At 53.2% G+C, this 16,267-nt stretch carries 15 protein-coding genes; 6 read left to right on the plus strand and 9 right to left on the minus strand.

Features of this window, described 5'->3' with window-relative positions; genetic code table 11:
• Window positions 1-10: 10 nt before the first annotated feature.
• From ubiA to malK, 5 genes are all read right to left on the minus strand, one after another.
• Window positions 11-883 (minus strand): 4-hydroxybenzoate octaprenyltransferase, encoded by an 873-nt coding sequence (gene ubiA / locus M4I31_RS22065; RefSeq protein WP_003826589.1) that lies wholly within the window; start codon window positions 881-883, stop codon window positions 11-13.
• Window positions 884-896: 13 nt separating this feature from the next.
• On the minus strand, window positions 897-1,394 hold the full coding sequence (ubiC, locus tag M4I31_RS22070) for a chorismate lyase (RefSeq protein ID WP_085049591.1): 498 nt from the start codon (window positions 1,392-1,394) through the stop codon (window positions 897-899).
• Between the two features lie 180 nt (window positions 1,395-1,574).
• On the minus strand, window positions 1,575-2,522 hold the full coding sequence (gene malM, locus M4I31_RS22075) for a maltose operon protein MalM (RefSeq protein ID WP_069325183.1): 948 nt from the start codon (window positions 2,520-2,522) through the stop codon (window positions 1,575-1,577).
• Window positions 2,523-2,635: 113 nt separating this feature from the next.
• Window positions 2,636-3,991 carry a maltoporin gene (locus M4I31_RS22080; RefSeq protein WP_038636248.1) on the minus strand — a complete coding sequence of 452 codons (1,356 nt, stop codon included), beginning with the start codon at window positions 3,989-3,991 and terminating at the stop codon, window positions 2,636-2,638.
• 91 nt (window positions 3,992-4,082) lie between these two features.
• Entirely contained in the window at window positions 4,083-5,192 is a 1,110-nt protein-coding gene (gene malK, locus M4I31_RS22085; RefSeq protein ID WP_038636246.1) for a maltose/maltodextrin ABC transporter ATP-binding protein MalK, read from the minus strand.
• 360 nt (window positions 5,193-5,552) lie between these two features.
• Between malK and malE the strand changes: the two genes are divergently transcribed.
• From malE to xylE, 4 genes are all read left to right on the plus strand, one after another.
• Window positions 5,553-6,743, plus strand: coding sequence for a maltose/maltodextrin ABC transporter substrate-binding protein MalE (malE, locus tag M4I31_RS22090; RefSeq protein ID WP_032940895.1), 1,191 nt, complete (start codon window positions 5,553-5,555; stop codon window positions 6,741-6,743).
• Window positions 6,744-6,873: 130 nt separating this feature from the next.
• On the plus strand, window positions 6,874-8,418 hold the full coding sequence (gene malF / locus M4I31_RS22095) for a maltose ABC transporter permease MalF (protein WP_085049590.1): 1,545 nt from the start codon (window positions 6,874-6,876) through the stop codon (window positions 8,416-8,418).
• Window positions 8,419-8,432: 14 nt separating this feature from the next.
• Complete coding sequence (gene malG / locus M4I31_RS22100) at window positions 8,433-9,323, plus strand: maltose ABC transporter permease MalG (protein WP_038636242.1); 891 nt, start codon at window positions 8,433-8,435, stop codon at window positions 9,321-9,323.
• A gap of 323 nt (window positions 9,324-9,646) precedes the next feature.
• Window positions 9,647-11,122, plus strand: a complete 1,476-nt coding sequence (gene xylE, locus M4I31_RS22105) for a D-xylose transporter XylE (RefSeq protein ID WP_038636240.1) — start codon at window positions 9,647-9,649, stop codon at window positions 11,120-11,122.
• A 45-nt stretch (window positions 11,123-11,167) separates the two neighbouring features.
• Here xylE and psiE read toward each other — a convergent pair whose 3' ends face one another.
• On the minus strand, window positions 11,168-11,578 hold the full coding sequence (gene psiE, locus M4I31_RS22110; protein WP_003031674.1) for a phosphate-starvation-inducible protein PsiE: 411 nt from the start codon (window positions 11,576-11,578) through the stop codon (window positions 11,168-11,170).
• Window positions 11,579-11,717: 139 nt separating this feature from the next.
• Here psiE and M4I31_RS22115 point away from each other — a divergent pair, with 139 nt between their 5' ends.
• Complete coding sequence (locus M4I31_RS22115; protein WP_038636237.1) at window positions 11,718-12,227, plus strand: GNAT family N-acetyltransferase; 510 nt, start codon at window positions 11,718-11,720, stop codon at window positions 12,225-12,227.
• 13 nt (window positions 12,228-12,240) lie between these two features.
• Complete coding sequence (locus tag M4I31_RS22120; RefSeq protein ID WP_069325179.1) at window positions 12,241-12,693, plus strand: acyltransferase; 453 nt, start codon at window positions 12,241-12,243, stop codon at window positions 12,691-12,693.
• Window positions 12,694-12,772: 79 nt separating this feature from the next.
• Here M4I31_RS22120 and M4I31_RS22125 read toward each other — a convergent pair whose 3' ends face one another.
• From M4I31_RS22125 to M4I31_RS22135, 3 genes are read right to left on the minus strand one after another with little or no spacing between them, the layout of a single operon-like run.
• Window positions 12,773-14,869, minus strand: coding sequence for a YjbH domain-containing protein (locus M4I31_RS22125; protein ID WP_085049589.1), 2,097 nt, complete (start codon window positions 14,867-14,869; stop codon window positions 12,773-12,775).
• Window positions 14,869-15,606, minus strand: a complete 738-nt coding sequence (locus tag M4I31_RS22130; protein ID WP_085049588.1) for a capsule biosynthesis GfcC D2 domain-containing protein — start codon at window positions 15,604-15,606, stop codon at window positions 14,869-14,871. The genes M4I31_RS22125 and M4I31_RS22130 overlap by 1 nt, the downstream gene beginning before the upstream one ends.
• Window positions 15,603-16,241: a YjbF family lipoprotein gene (locus M4I31_RS22135; protein ID WP_085049587.1), complete on the minus strand. Its 639-nt coding sequence runs from the start codon at window positions 16,239-16,241 to the stop codon at window positions 15,603-15,605. The genes M4I31_RS22130 and M4I31_RS22135 overlap by 4 nt, the downstream gene beginning before the upstream one ends.
• Window positions 16,242-16,267: the final 26 nt, after the last annotated feature.

Here is a 16,267-nt window from a genome sequence, read left to right on the forward strand (position 1 = left end):
TAAGCCAAACTCAAAAATGCCAGTAGCTCATTGCCAGGCCTAAGAACAGCACCAGACCAACATAGTTATTGTTCATAAACGCTTTAAAGCAGGCGTCACGTTCACGGTTGACGATCAGTTTCTGCTGATACACAAACAGCGCCCCAGCCACTAACAGAGACCAGTAATAGCCCAGTCCCAACCCGTTTAACCAGCCCACCAGCGCCATCAGCACCAGCACGCCCACCTGCAGAATACCAATAATCAGCTTGTCGTTCTGGCCGAACAGAATCGCGGTCGATTTAATACCGATCTTCAGGTCATCATCGCGGTCAACCATTGCATACTGCGTATCATAGGCCACCGCCCAGAGGATATTGGCGAGGAACATCAGCCAGCAGCTCAGCGGTACGGACTCGCTCACGGCGGCGAACGCCATCGGGATCGACCAGCCAAACGCCGCCCCCAGCACCACCTGCGGCAGATGCGTATAGCGCTTCATAAACGGGTAAACCCACGCCAGCGCTAATGCCGCAACGGACAACAAAATGGTCATCGTATTGAGCGTCAATACCAGCAGGAAGGCCAGCAATACCAGTACGACAAACAGCGTTCGGGCTTCTTTCTCGGTGACAGCCCCGCTCGGCAGCGGTCGATTCGCGGTACGCTTAACGTGGCCGTCAAACTTCCTGTCGGCATAGTCATTCACCACGCATCCGGCAGCGCGCATTAACCATACGCCGGCGACAAAAACCGCCAGGATCCACAGTTGCGGCATGCCAGGGGTTGCTACCCATAATGCCCACAGCGTAGGCCAGAGCAGCAGTAAGGCGCCGATTGGCTTATCCGTACGCATCAAGCGGTGAAACGCCAGCAGCTTATTCTGCGTCAGACTCCACTCCATCTTTATCTTCCTCTCAGTACAACGGCGATGCAGGCAGAAAAAGCTCGGTAAGCATCAACGGCTTACCGCTCAGCCGCAGGCGGGAACGACGCCCCCACAGCGCTGCATCGCGGCCAATCTCAATAAAATCTCGGGTCAATGTCGATGACGTAAACAGGTAGCGTCCGAGCGGGGTTTTCCCCAGGTTTTGTAAAGCCAGTTCAGGGCCACACAGGGTGGATTCAGGCACCACAGTACGCCCGGCAAGCCAGGGTTCACCATCCGCGCATAACAGGATTTCGCGTAACCAATAGCGGGACTCTTTAGGCAGCAGCGCCAGTTCTTCAGCCACCTCATTTTGCCCAACGAACGCTTCGCGAATCAACGTGACGGTGACTTCTTTGCCCTGCTGCTCAAAACGTTTGGTCATGGAATCTTCCAGTAACAACCAGTCGAGCAGTTGCGGGTCCAGCGCCGGGATCGCATCAAAATAACGCAGCGCACGCAGTTGCGTTAACGCAGGGTGTGGCATGCCTTACTCTCCGATTTATAACCTAAAGGCATTGTATCGCAGAAAAGGCATTACGGGGTGAGCAAACACAATTAAGTGATCGGCAGAGCAACATAAGCGTAACAATTCGCACTGAAGGATAAAAAAAGGTGCGCCAGGAGACGCACCAGTTGTTGCAAAATCAACAATGTGGGGAGATGTTTACCCCTTGCCTTTTACACTGCTGATAAAGGTGGATCGGGCTGATTTGGATCCCAGACGTTCAGCTTCATCAAGCAGCTTCAGCGCTTTATCGACATCGCCTTTCGCCACGGCATCCTTAATCGCCTGATTAAAATAGCTTTCGGTGTCGTTCAGCATCGGCTCACTTTTCTTCACCGGCTGCGGCGCAGGAGCGGCAACCGCTGCTGCCGGAGCCGCATAAGTCACTGCAGGCGCTGCGGTATTGCCGACAGTGACAGGGCCAGGGCCGGAAGAACCGAACAGCGGCCCGACCAACACACTGGAGGACGAGCTGGTTTTGACTTTCAATTTCAACAGACCATCGGTGGTATGACGCGCGATCGGGTCCGGAATATCGGGTACGGCGTTACCGACGCCCTTGGCATAGGCTTTTGCCGGATCAAGCAGGGTCGTGGTCTGCTGGAGGTCTTTATCCGTCGTAAAGACCAGAACATAAAGCTTTTGCTGGCCCAGCGCTGGCGTCAGACGCATTACGCCTTCCAGGCGATCGGCACTCATTACGCCGGGCTCCTGGTAGGTGAAATAGCTGCTGGGGAAGAACGCAGATGGCGTCATGTTCTGATCAAGAATTAAGACGTTTGGCGCAAATACGCTGGTTTGTTTGTTTACTTCACTGGTTAGCGTCAGAGTTAACTCGCCAATATTGGCCGGTACGCTCCAGGCCGCGACCGGACCGGTAATTCCAGCAACATCCAAACGCTGGCCCGCGCTCGCAAGCTGCGTGGACTGAGTTTTGGATTGATCAACAGGCGTCCAGGTTAGCTGTTGCAACGCTGCAGTGGGAATAGCAGGCGCCGCGGTAGTGTTCTGCGGAACAATATTCACATCGGCCAGGCTGATGCCAGGCGCGCTGGCAAATAACCCTGCAGATAAACAAAGGGCAACGAGACTTTTCTTCATTTTCATTGTTATCACCTCAGATAGCATGGGTTCAGCGGTGGCCAGGCAATAGCGCGCTAAACCGTAATCAAGAGGGGCTTACGCCCCTCTTTCGGTCTTTACGTCAGGTTAGTGCTGAATTACCACCAGATTTCCATCTGAGCACCGAAGGACCACTCATCGCTGTCACCACGGCTGGTGGTGCTGATACCAGAGTTCGTTGCAGCTGCATATTTGGTTACGTCGTTACCATTTTTGACGTAGCCCCACTCCTCATCCCACTTGGCATAGGTTGCGAAGACACGAATTGCCGGGCGGGACCAGATGCTGTCGCCAGCCTGCCACTGTTGCGCGAGGGTGATTTTGTACTGGCTGTTGCGATCGCCAGTCTGCTGAGATTTGACGTTGTCGTAGCCGACTTCCATCAGGGTGCTCATGATTGGCGTCCATTTGTACATCGGGCGGATACCGACGGTGTACCATTCGGTACCCAGATCGTTATCCATATCGAGGTTCTGGTACATACCGACGTACATCAGATCCCATTTGTCGCCCAGGGAGATGGCGCCGTGGTCGAGAATACGCACCAGGCTACCGTTGTTATTAATCACGTTATTGGCGTAATTGGTTTTACTACCATCTGGATTAGTAATGGTGAAGGAAGAAGAACCGTAAGAACCCTGGTTCAAACCTTTACCCTGCGTGGTCATGGAGTCTGTCGCGTACTGAACAACAAACTTGTTGTAGCCCTTCAGCATGCTCTGAGTATGTTCAGCGGTGAACATCCAGCCATCTTTTGATGCGCCGTCTGCCAGGCTGTAATCGTCTGTCGTATTCGCACGACCGTAGTCAACACCCAGTTCCAACATACCGTCAGTGTTCGTTGCCAACTGCGCTAAACGAACGTCAAATACGTCGTTGGCGGTATCTTTGGTACGATCATAGATATTCTGGCTGCTGAACGCGTATGAACCACCCGCTTCCTGAGAACGGCTCGCGGCCAGAGACAGTTTACCGAAGCCCAGATCGATGTTTTCAATACCGGCGCCAGGACCTGAAATATCCCAGTAGTAGAAGTCGATCATGTGCACGTCATGACGTTGGTAGAAGCGCTTACCGGCCCAGATAGTAGAGCCTGGCAGCCATTCAATCAGGTTTTTACCCTGCACGTTGGCTTCACGGAAGGCTGGATCAGTTCCTTCCCAGTCATTCTGCTGTGCTACGGAGTAGGCGACGTTGGTGTCGAAGTAGAAGCTCTTATCGCCTTCTTTCCACACTTCCTGACCTAATTTGATTTCCGCATAGGTTTCACATTCGTTACCGAGACGGTATTTACTTTGTGCACCTGTTGCCTGGAAACATTGTTGTTCGCCGCCGCTACCCGTCCAACCGATACCGGAACGAGCATAACCATGGAAATCCACAGCCATTGCCTGAACAGACATAATGCCTGCTGCCACAGCAACCGCCAGAGGAAGTTTGCGCAGAGTAATCATCGTTCTATCTCCTGAGATCATTGCTTTTCTTTAAACGCTGCCACCTTCTGAAACTGCGAATGGTTTTGCGTTTCGTTTTTTTATGGGGACCTTAAACGCCCGGCTCCTGGTGCAACCGACGACATGCAGTGCCATCCTCACGGAACAGATGGCAACGCTCTGGCGGCAGGCCGATAGCGAATGTGGCACCCTCTTCTACCAACACCACGTCGTTCTGGCGGTAAACCAGGTTTTGACGGATGGCGGGGATCTGGATATGAATTTGTGTTTCGTGACCAAGTTGTTCGACCACCTGGACTTCACCTTCAAGGGTGACATCGGCGATTTCGCTGGGCAGCAGATGTTCCGGGCGGATACCTAAAGACATATTGGCACCCACCTGAACGCGGGCACTGTCGACGGGTAACCAGACTTGCTGGCGGTTTGGTAATTCAACCTGCACCTGATCAATTGCCGTTGCGGTAACTTTCACCGGCAGGAAGTTCATCTTTGGCGAACCGATAAAGCCCGCGACAAAGCGGTCGGCAGGATAGTGGTACAGCTCCAGGGGTTTACCGACCTGCGCCACACGACCGGCATCCAACACCACAATTTTGTCTGCCAGGGTCATCGCTTCGACCTGATCGTGGGTGACGTAAATCATCGTGCGGCCAAGACGTTTATGCAGGCGGGAGATTTCAATACGCATCTGGACGCGCAGCGCGGCATCAAGGTTCGACAACGGTTCGTCCAGCAGGAATACTCGCGGCTCGGCAACCAACGTACGGCCAATCGCCACACGCTGACGTTGTCCACCGGACAGCGCTTTCGGTTTACGGTCCAGCAGGTGCGCCAGTTGCAGAACCTCAGCTACCTGATTAACGCGCTGATTCATTACCTCTTTTTTCGCGCCGGCCAGTTTGAGGCCGAACGACATGTTTTCCGCGACGGATAAATGGGGGTATAACGCATAGGACTGGAAGACCATGCCCACACCGCGTTCGGCGGGTGGAATGTCGTTCATCCGGGTCTCCCCGATAAACAGGTCGCCGCTGGTGATGGTTTCAAGTCCGGCGATCATACGCAGCAAGGTCGACTTACCACAGCCTGACGGTCCGACAAACACCACGAACTCCCCTTCGTGAATGTCGAGATTGATATCCTTCGATACCACCACGTCACCCCAGGCTTTCGTTACATTTCGCAGCTGTACGCTCGCCATGCCCTTCTCCCTTCGTTACAACCTGTCATCGACAGCAACATTCATGATGGACTGACTATGCGTTATCCCTCACGGGCGTGAATCCTCCACCCCCCAGCTTTTTTATGGGGGAGGAGGCGGGAGGATGAGAGCGCAGCGTCTGAGACCCGGACCACCAGCCTCAGAGGAATTTCGTGATGCAGCTTGCAAAAATGGGTGGGGTTTTATGTGCGCCAGTGCGCAATACTCACATTTATGTAACACAGATCACATAAAGAACGGGTGGGGCGTAGGTGTAAGGAGGATGGAAAGAGGTTGCCGTATAAAGAAACTAGTACCCGTTAAGCCACCTCTGCAAAATCACCAAACAGGATGGGAACTATGAATATCAAAACTGGCGCACGCATCCTCGCATTGTCTGCATTAACGACGATGATGTTTTCCGCCTCGGCTCTCGCCAAGATTGAAGAAGGTAAGTTGGTCATCTGGATTAACGGCGACAAAGGCTATAACGGCCTCGCTGAAGTGGGTAAAAAATTCGAGAAAGACACGGGTATCAAAGTTACCATTGAGCACCCGGACAAGCTGGAAGAGAAGTTCCCGCAGGTTGCCGCGACTGGCGACGGCCCGGACATCATCTTCTGGGCGCATGACCGTTTTGGCGGCTACGCACAATCTGGCCTGCTGGCTGAAATCACGCCAGACAAAGCGTTCCAGGACAAGCTCTATCCGTTCACCTGGGATGCCGTACGCTATAACGGCAAACTGATTGCGTACCCGATCGCCGTGGAAGCGCTGTCGCTGATTTACAACAAAGACCTCGTTCCGAACCCACCGAAAACCTGGGAAGAAATTCCGGCGCTGGATAAAGAGCTGAAAGCGAAAGGTAAATCCGCGCTGATGTTCAACCTGCAAGAACCGTACTTCACCTGGCCGCTGATTGCCGCCGACGGCGGTTACGCGTTCAAGTTTGAAAACGGCAAGTACGACGTGAAAGACGTGGGCGTGGATAGCGCTGGCGCGAAAGCGGGCCTGACCTTCCTGGTCGACCTGATCAAAAACAAACACATGAATGCGGATACCGACTACTCCATCGCCGAAGCGGCCTTTAACAAAGGCGATACCGCGATGACCATCAACGGTCCGTGGGCGTGGTCCAACATCGATAAGAGCAAGGTGAACTACGGCGTTACGCTGCTGCCAACCTTCAAAGGCAAGCCGTCTAAACCGTTCGTTGGCGTACTGAGCGCGGGTATCAACGCCGCCAGCCCGAACAAAGAACTGGCGAAAGAGTTCCTCGAAAACTACCTGTTGACCGACCAGGGTCTGGATGAAGTGAACAAGGACAAACCACTGGGCGCGGTTGCGCTGAAATCCTTCCAGGAACAGTTAGCGAAAGATCCGCGTATCGCGGCCACCATGGATAACGCCCAGAAAGGCGAAATCATGCCGAACATCCCGCAGATGTCCGCATTCTGGTATGCCGTGCGTACCGCCGTGATCAACGCCGCCAGCGGTCGTCAGACCGTCGATGCCGCGCTGAAAGACGCGCAGGGTCGTATCACCAAGTAATACAGTTGTGAACGTGCCGGATGGCGGCATACATGCCTTATCCGGCCTACAACGTATGTAGGCCTGATAAGCGCAGCGCCATCAGGCACGCTGACCAACAGGTTTTCATTGTTGTTGAGGATTGAACCCCATGGATGTCATTAAAAAGAAACACTGGTGGCAAAGCGACATGCTGAAATGGTCAGTAATGGGTCTGCTTGGTCTGCTGGTCGGTTACCTTGTTGTTTTGATGTACGCTCAGGGGGAGTATCTGTTTGCCATCATGACGCTAATTTTAAGCTCTGTTGGCCTGTATATTTTCGCTAACCGTAAAGCCTATGCCTGGCGCTATGTTTATCCTGGCGTGGCCGGTATGGGGCTGTTTGTCCTGTTTCCGCTCATTTGTACCATCGCCATTGCTTTTACCAACTACAGCAGCACCAACCAACTGACCTTTGAACGTGCTCAACAAGTCCTGATGGATCGTTCTTATCAGGCAGGTAAAACTTACAACTTTGGCCTGTATCCGGCGGGTGATGAGTGGCAACTGGCCCTCACCGACGGTGAAACGGGAAAAAATTATGTTTCCGACGCCTTTAAATTTGGCGGCGAACAGAAGCTGCAGTTAAAAGAAACCGAGGCGCTACCAGCGGGCGAACGTGCGACGCTGCGCATCATCACCCAGAATCGTCAGGCGCTGACTCAGCTAACAGCCATTCTGCCGGACGAAAGCAAAGTCATCATGAGTTCACTGCGTCAGTTCTCCGGTACGCAGCCGCTCTACTCCCTGGCCGATGATGGGACGCTCACCAACAACCAAAGCGGCGTGAAGTACCGCGCTAATAACGATATTGGTTATTATCAGGCCATTAACGCAGACGGTAGCTGGGGTACTGAAAAACTCAGCCCGGGCTATACCGTCACCATCGGCTGGGACAATTTCACCCGCGTATTTACCGACGAGGGCATCCAGAAACCGTTCTTCGCCATCTTTATCTGGACGGTAGTGTTCTCAGTCCTGACGGTGATTCTGACCGTGGCTGTGGGTATGGTGCTGGCCTGTCTGGTGCAGTGGGAATCTCTGAAGGGCAAAGCGATTTACCGCGTCCTGCTGATTCTGCCCTACGCCGTACCGTCGTTTATCTCGATTCTGATTTTCAAAGGGCTGTTCAACCAGAGTTTTGGTGAAATCAACATGATGCTCAGCGCGCTGTTTGGTATCAAGCCGGCCTGGTTTAGCGATCCAACCACCGCGCGTTCGATGATTATCATCGTTAACACCTGGCTGGGTTATCCGTACATGATGATCCTGTGCATGGGGCTGCTGAAAGCGATTCCTGACGATCTGTATGAAGCCTCGGCAATGGACGGCGCGGGTCCGTTCCAGAACTTCTTTAAAATTACATTACCGCTGCTGATTAAGCCGCTGACGCCGCTGATGATCGCCAGCTTCGCCTTTAACTTTAATAACTTCGTGCTGATTCAACTGTTGACCAACGGCGGTCCGGACCGTCTTGGCACCACTACGCCTGCCGGTTACACCGACCTGCTCGTCAGCTACACCTACCGTATCGCCTTTGAAGGCGGCGGCGGTCAGGACTTCGGTCTGGCGGCGGCGATTGCCACCCTGATCTTCCTGCTGGTTGGCGCGCTGGCGATTGTGAACCTGAAAGCCACACGTATGAAGTTTGATTAAGGGAGACAACGAACATGGCTATGGTCCAACCGAAATCACAAAAGTTACGTTTATTCGCAACGCACTTAGGGCTGCTGATTTTTATCGCGGCGATCATGTTCCCGCTGCTGATGGTCATCGCCATTTCGCTGCGTGAAGGTAACTTCGCTACCGGCAGCCTGATCCCGGATAATATTTCCTGGGAACACTGGAAACTGGCGCTGGGCTTTAGCGTAGAACATGCGGATGGCCGCGTCACTCCGCCGCCGTTCCCGGTGCTGCTGTGGCTGTGGAACTCGGTGAAAGTCGCCACCATTACCGCGATTGGTATTGTGACGCTTTCCACCACCTGTGCTTACGCCTTTGCCCGTATGCGCTTCCCGGGTAAAGCGACCCTGCTGAAAGGGATGCTAATCTTCCAGATGTTCCCGGCGGTGCTGTCTCTGGTCGCGTTGTACGCCTTGTTTGACCGCCTGGGCCAATACATTCCGTTTATCGGCCTGAACACTCACGGCGGCGTGATCTTCGCCTATCTCGGCGGTATCGCGCTGCATGTGTGGACAATTAAGGGCTATTTTGAAACCATCGACGGTTCGCTGGAAGAAGCGGCCGCGCTGGATGGCGCCACGCCGTGGCAGGCATTCCGCCTGGTACTGCTGCCGCTTTCCGTACCAATTCTGGCGGTCGTGTTTATTCTGTCATTCATTGCCGCTATTACCGAAGTACCGGTCGCGTCACTGCTGCTGCGTGATGTGAACAGCTACACCCTTGCGGTTGGTATGCAGCAGTACCTCAATCCACAGAACTACTTGTGGGGCGACTTTGCCGCCGCAGCTGTACTTTCAGCCATTCCGATTACTCTGGTGTTCCTGCTGGCACAGCGCTGGCTGGTCAACGGCCTGACGGCGGGTGGTGTGAAAGGTTAAGTTTTATCGAAGTACCTGCCCGGCAACGGGCAATGCCACTGCAACCCTCAACTTATGTTATCCCAACCTGTGACAGTTATTCGGCGCTCTACGGAGCGCCCTTTTTTATGTTATTTTGCATTGCTGTTACGATTATTTCCTTTCGTGGCCCCCATCACTGCAATTATATTTACCACCTGAAAACAGACAAATTAAACAGAATTAAGATCACAGAAAAGACAAAACATAATTGCAATGTAAAAAATGATAATTGTCTTCCCTGCCTGTTAAATCCACCATCACGACACTGATCAAAAGAGCTGTATCCTCTAAGGCAGGTCTGAATGAACACCCAATATAATTCCAGTTATATTTTTTCGATTACATTAGTAGCAACATTAGGAGGGCTATTATTCGGCTATGACACCGCCGTCATATCCGGAACGGTAGAATCCTTAAATACCGTGTTTGTCGCCCCGCAACATTTAAGTGAATCCGCCGCCAACTCGCTGTTAGGCTTTTGCGTTGCCAGCGCGTTGATTGGCTGCATCATCGGCGGTGCGCTGGGCGGTTATTGCAGTAACCGCTTCGGTCGCCGGGACTCGCTGAAAATCGCCGCCCTGCTGTTCTTTATTTCCGGTATTGGTTCTGCGTGGCCAGAATTAGGATTTACCACGATTAACCCAGATAATGCCGTGCCTGTTTATTTGGCCGGATACGTCCCCGAATTTGTTATTTATCGCATCATTGGTGGTATTGGCGTTGGTTTAGCCTCAATGCTCTCACCGATGTATATTGCAGAACTGGCTCCAGCGCATATTCGTGGGAAACTGGTTTCCTTTAACCAATTCGCCATTATTTTTGGTCAACTGCTGGTGTATTGCGTTAACTATTTTATTGCCCGTTCCGGTGACGCTAACTGGCTGAATACCGATGGCTGGCGATATATGTTTGCTTCCGAAAGTATTCCCGCCCTGCTGTTTTTACTGCTGCTGTACACCGTACCGGAAAGCCCGCGCTGGCTGATGGCGCGTGGCAGACACGAGCAGGCGGAGGGCATTCTGCGCAAAATTATGGGCAACAGCCTCGCCACCCAGGCCATGCAGGAGATCAATCAGTCACTGGAGCATGGTCGTAAGACCGGCGGACGCCTGTTGATGTTTGGTGTGGGCGTTATCGTCATCGGCGTGATGCTCTCCATCTTCCAGCAGTTTGTCGGTATTAACGTCGTGCTGTACTACGCGCCGGAAGTGTTTAAAACGTTAGGGGCCAGCACCGATGTGGCGCTCTTGCAGACTATTATTGTCGGCGTAATCAACCTGAGCTTCACCGTGCTGGCAATCATGACGGTGGACAAATTTGGTCGCAAACCGCTGCAAATAATTGGCGCATTGGGTATGGCTCTTGGGATGTTCAGCCTTGGCACCGCGTTTTACACCCAGGCTTCCGGGCTGATAGCGCTGCTGTCGATGCTGTTTTACGTCGCCGCATTCGCCATGTCCTGGGGACCGGTTTGTTGGGTGCTGTTGGCAGAAATCTTCCCGAACGCGATTCGTGGCAAAGCGCTCGCCATTGCCGTCGCCGCTCAGTGGCTGGCGAACTACTTCGTCTCCTGGACCTTCCCAATGATGGACAAAAATTCGTGGCTGGTTTCCCATTTCCACAACGGTTTCTCCTACTGGATTTACGGTTGTATGGGTATTCTGGCGGCGCTGTTTATGTGGAAGTTCGTGCCGGAAACCAAAGGCAAAACGCTGGAAGAACTTGAAGAACTGTGGGAACCCGCAGCAGAGAAAACCCAGCCAGCCTCTGCGCAGTAACCCTGACATACAACACGCCGCAGCCGGATTGCGGCGTGTTGTCTTTTACTCTCGCTTCAGCCGTTTAGAGTTACACAGCCACAGCGTAATCACCAATAGCAGGATCGCCGCAGAATAGATCAATACATCCATCGGCGCTTTATGATCGACGATGATCAACCGCACAATTGCGGTGATCCCGATATAAACAAAGTAGCGCAGCGGAAAGTGAAACCCTGACTGAAAGTACTTCACAATCAGCGCGATAAATTCAAAATAGAGAAAGTAAACCACCAGCCCTTCCACCAGCTCATACTTGCTGGTTTGTTCCGGCGCGAACAGTACATCCGCCAGGTGTAGCGTTTCTTTCCCAAGGAATACAACCAGGATCAGGCCCAGACTCAACAGCCCCAGATTCAACACGGTCTGTAAGATGGTGGAGATAAACTCCACACGCGGACGAGATAACGACGTCATAACGGCCCCTCCTGTTCAGTAACAAGGTTCCTGTATAACGCAGAAATGTGACAGAGATCTACATTTTTTGTTTATGTTTTGTGCAGCTCAATAATGGTGCAACAATGCTTCTGACACTAACATCTTGAACGGAATAGAAATGCTTAAGATTGAAATGGCAACCGTCGACGATGCCAGCTTGCTAAGCGCAATGGGCTATATCAGCTATCGACATCACTTTGCGCCTTTGTGGAAAAACCCGAGCGAGCTCGACGCTTATCTTGAGCAGGAATATTCCTTACCAGCGATATCCAGCAGTCTGGCCGAGCCCGGAACCTTCTGGCTTATCGCCTTTGCCGACGCGCCGGTTGGCTTTGCCAAATACAGTCTCCGCCACTCTATTGATCCAGAAGGGCGTTCAGGGGCATTGCTACATAAGATCTACCTGATGCCAGATGCAACGGGCAAACAGTACGGTGAGCAGCTTTTTGCCGAAGTTATTCGCCAGGCCAAAGAGCAGGATGAAAAATGGCTCTGGCTTGAGGTACTGGCTGATAATCCTAAGGCACGGCAGTTCTATGAACGGCAAGGGATGACGCTTGTGAAGGAAACTGCTTTCACTACCGCCTCCCAGACCAGTATTTTGTACGTTATGGAAAAGCAGATTTAAGAGGATATAAATGATGAATATTCGTCAATCCGCTGTCCGCAACGTCACGTGCGGTGAGAATGTGGTGGTTTATGAACCGGCGAACCTGTACGACTGCATACTGGAAGACAACGTTTTTGTCGGACCATTTGTTGAAATCCAGGGCAACACGCAGATTGGCGCAGATAGCAAAATTCAGTCGCACACCTTCATCTGCGAATATGTCACCATCGGTTCCCGCTGTTTTATCGGTCATGGCGTGATGTTCGCTAACGATATGTTTCGGCAAGGAAAACCCAATGCCGACCGCACCAGTTGGGGAAGAATTACGATTGGTAATGATGTCTCGATCGGCAGTGGGGCGACCATTCTGGCAGTCACAATCTGCGATGGCGCAGTCATCGGCGCGGGAAGCGTGGTGACAAAATCGATTACCGAGAAAGGCGTGTACGCGGGCAACCCGGCAAAATTATTGCGTCGTTTGTAAGTTGCCGGGTGGCGGCATAAATGCCTTATCCGACCGACAATGTAGGCCGGATAAGCGCAGCGCACCGGGCGATCAAGCATTAACGGAAGTTCTCACTTCTGTCGCTGGTCATATCATACAGACCAAACTTACGTCCCAACTGCTGCCCACCGTCACGCGTCAACGGCGTCCAGCCAATCGCCGCACGGCTGCGGGTTGGACCTGAAGAGAAGAGATCCAGCGGCACGGAAACGTACACCCCTTTGGTAAAATCGCCCTCTCCGTACTCATCCGGCGAGGCGTCGGTGATGGTCGCATAGCCGCCCACCACCACACCGCTGTCGAAGCGTTTGGCAATTTCCAGCGTGCCACCCTTATCTCCCGCCAGATACTGGCCGACGCTGGCTTTCACCAGTACATCCTGGGCGAATGAAGGATTCCAGTAAGCCGTCAAATGCCCGGTCTTCACGCTGTAGTCGGTGAATTTCATCATATCCTGCGCGCTACGCCAGTCACGCTGTTTCACATAGTTGGCGTCAATGCCAAACGCCCAGTTGCTGTCTAACGGACGATACAACACTTCTGCCCCCGCCCCGCCGTACATGGTCTCCAGGTAACCAGCGTAAACCTGTCCGTAGAACCCGTTTCCGAGTGACTGGAAGTAGTTGGCCTGCAGGTTATTCACGTAGACATCGTTTTGCACATACTCGCGCACATGAGTACGCACGCGTGGTAAATGCGAATCCTGCGGCGGGTTGGTGTAGTTAAATTTGTCATAGTTATTGGCGAGGTTGGCGAACAAACTCCCGGTGGTCAGCAGATGATCGGTCACCCACCAATCCGCAGTTCCCATTACGCCCAATTGGTACATATAGAAGTTTTCCGGGCCGCCCACCGACTGATTGAGCACCGGATCGATATGAAAATCAAAGCGAGACTTATCAATATACCAACCCTGCTCGGTCGTTTTCGGCACCACGGGCTCAACGCGTTTTTGCGCCAGTTGTGTTTCATGACCCAGCGGCTCACCTTCCAGGTGTCGCTTAAGGCTGGAAACATCCGTTTCGGTCGTCACCTGCGGCAAGTTAAGGCGATTTTCGGTAATCCGGATCGTGCGGATCCCGTCGGGAAGATCGTTCATCACGATCCGATTGGCGCGTTCGATCCCTTCTCGCGAATCACGATATTTCACCTGTTCGCCGGTCACATACAGCGTATCGCCCTGTACCTGGATTTTGGGATCCGCCAGCCCGGCGTTATATTTCAGCAGCGTTAACTGATTCGCCACTACCGAATGTTGCAGAATCGCATCCTGCGGCTGTGGTTGATACTTCGGACGGGCGTTATCGTTATAGTTTGGTCGCAAGTCGTTGAAGTTAGTCCGCAGCGTGAACCCAAACATAACGGTGTTCCCGCGCTCATAGCTGAGGTTAACGTCGGCCCAATCGGTGACGCGATAGATAGCGCCGACGTTAAACTTGCTCTTTTGATCCAGCTTGCCCGCAAAATCCTGCTGGTAATTATTGCCTTCATACTCCAGTTTCAGGCGCAGCGGCTGCCAGGGTGTCTGATATTCCACGCCGCCAAATAACGATGCCGGACCATGAAACATCTGACTGCCGTCAATAGAACCAGCCTGCTTGTAGCTGTTATCGCGATGACAGAATTTATCGCTGTATGAGCAAAACGGATTGCTGACGTTGCCGCTGGTGCCAAGATACCCCCAGCCCAGACCGAGCGAGAAATCAAACGGACCCCAGGCTTTGTTCGCCACAATATACTCCGCATCAAACAGACCCGTCCCGCCGATATCCCGCGCGCCAACGGCCACCTGCGGCATCCAGTAGCTCTCTTCCCACAGCCGCAGTTTGAGATCAAACGCTTTATCCTTGTATGTCTGATCGCCAGAAAATGACTCCACGCTGCTGTATTTTTTGGTACGCACATCGGTATAGCGCAGCGTGGTTTCCAGCCAGGGGAACAGTTGCACCGACGCAGAGTAGTAGCGGTACTGATCGTTGTCCCGGTAGTTGAGGCTCATTTCCCCTTCACGCGCCATCCGTGCTGTCGGGGTTTGCAGCAGGCCTACGCCGCCAAAATCGGACTGGGATGGACCAATAGGCGCAGGCCATGTTTCACCGTGACAGGCAACGCTTACGCCCAGCGCCAGTAAGCTGAGCAGATAAGTTTTTCTCATTATTCAGGTATCCGCTGGGTCAGGGTGTGAAGAATATCGGCATTGATTTCATCCGGGGTACTACTCCAGAAGGCATCAGAGAGTCCGACAAAAATGATGCTGCCGGGCATCGGCTCAACGTGACGTTTGTTCCAGTAAGCGACAGGGACTTTTTGCGAGCGTCCATCGGGATAGATGACCCACGCGTAGCTGCGATCCGCTCCGCTGAGCCGACTTTGCCCATCGAGATAGCTGGCGACATCACGCCCAGGCACAAACGGTTGTTTACCCGGACGGCTTAGCAAACCAAACAATGTGATATGCGTTGGCTGCGATCCAACCCATAGCGTGTAGTTGCCCTGCAACGGCGGGTTGCCTCGCTCGCTGACGCGCACCACATCCGGGTCAAGGTTAATGTTCTGTCTGCCGGTCACCTTCAGCGCCTGAATTTGCTGGCGTAATGCGTTGATAGCCGCCGCATCGTCACCGCTTTCTTCAGCACTCAGCGCTGCCAGACGAGCCAGTAATGCCTGCCGCTGGCGTTCTGCCGCCGCCGTTGCCCGCTCTTCGCTGATGACCGCTCCGGGCCACCAGCTATTACTCAGCCGCGGCTGTCCAACCAGATCGATCAGACGCTCCGCACCGGTCAATATTTTGGGTTCAGCGCTGCCTGCAATCATGACTTTGACATTGCCCGCAGCAAAAACAGAGGGTGCGCTCAGGCTAAAAACCAGCGCCATTACGGCTCGTTTCATCATGATTTTGCCGCCTTAATCAGGGTGGTTTTCACCGGGAAGAAGTTAGCTCCCAGATACTGTTCCGACTGACGGATTTGCCCTTCGCTATCGATCCAGTAGCGGTTATGCCAGCGCGTTTGATCGGTCGTTATCTCTTCATCAAGGATGCGCACTGGCGTTTCATCGCTGCCGACCTGAATACTGTCAGTGCCATCCCATGTGAAAACAGAGCGGGCGGTGGCATAGCGCACCTGCTGATGTTCAGTCCAGCCCATCGTACGGGTCCATGTTGCGCCATCGGCTATCTGATTGGGTTTGACGAGCGGGTCCGCTGCCAGATTATTCACCTCAATCAGGTTGTCACCGCCGAGCTGCGTTTTCACAATGCGCCCATGCTGCGTGACGAGAATGGCCTGATCCTGAGTCACCCATTTCTGTTGTCCGTTTTCTGCAAACGCGAGTACGACAAACAGCTGTGGACCACCATTGAGCTGCATATACTGGCTGGCGTAGGGCATGTTTTGGATTTCATCATCCGTCATCTGAACGCCGGGAGTACCAAACACACTCTCCCACAGCGAATGGCCCAGCCCTTCGGTGGTGGCCGAGCACGCCTGTAGTAACAGGCAAACCAATATGAGCGCTGGTCGCTTCACGACACTTCTCCGCATTATTGCCGGGT

Origin of the sequence: Citrobacter sp. XT1-2-2 (assembly GCF_023516235.1) — a bacterium.
In the GTDB taxonomy this organism is placed as follows: Bacteria; Pseudomonadota; Gammaproteobacteria; order Enterobacterales; family Enterobacteriaceae; genus Citrobacter; species Citrobacter werkmanii.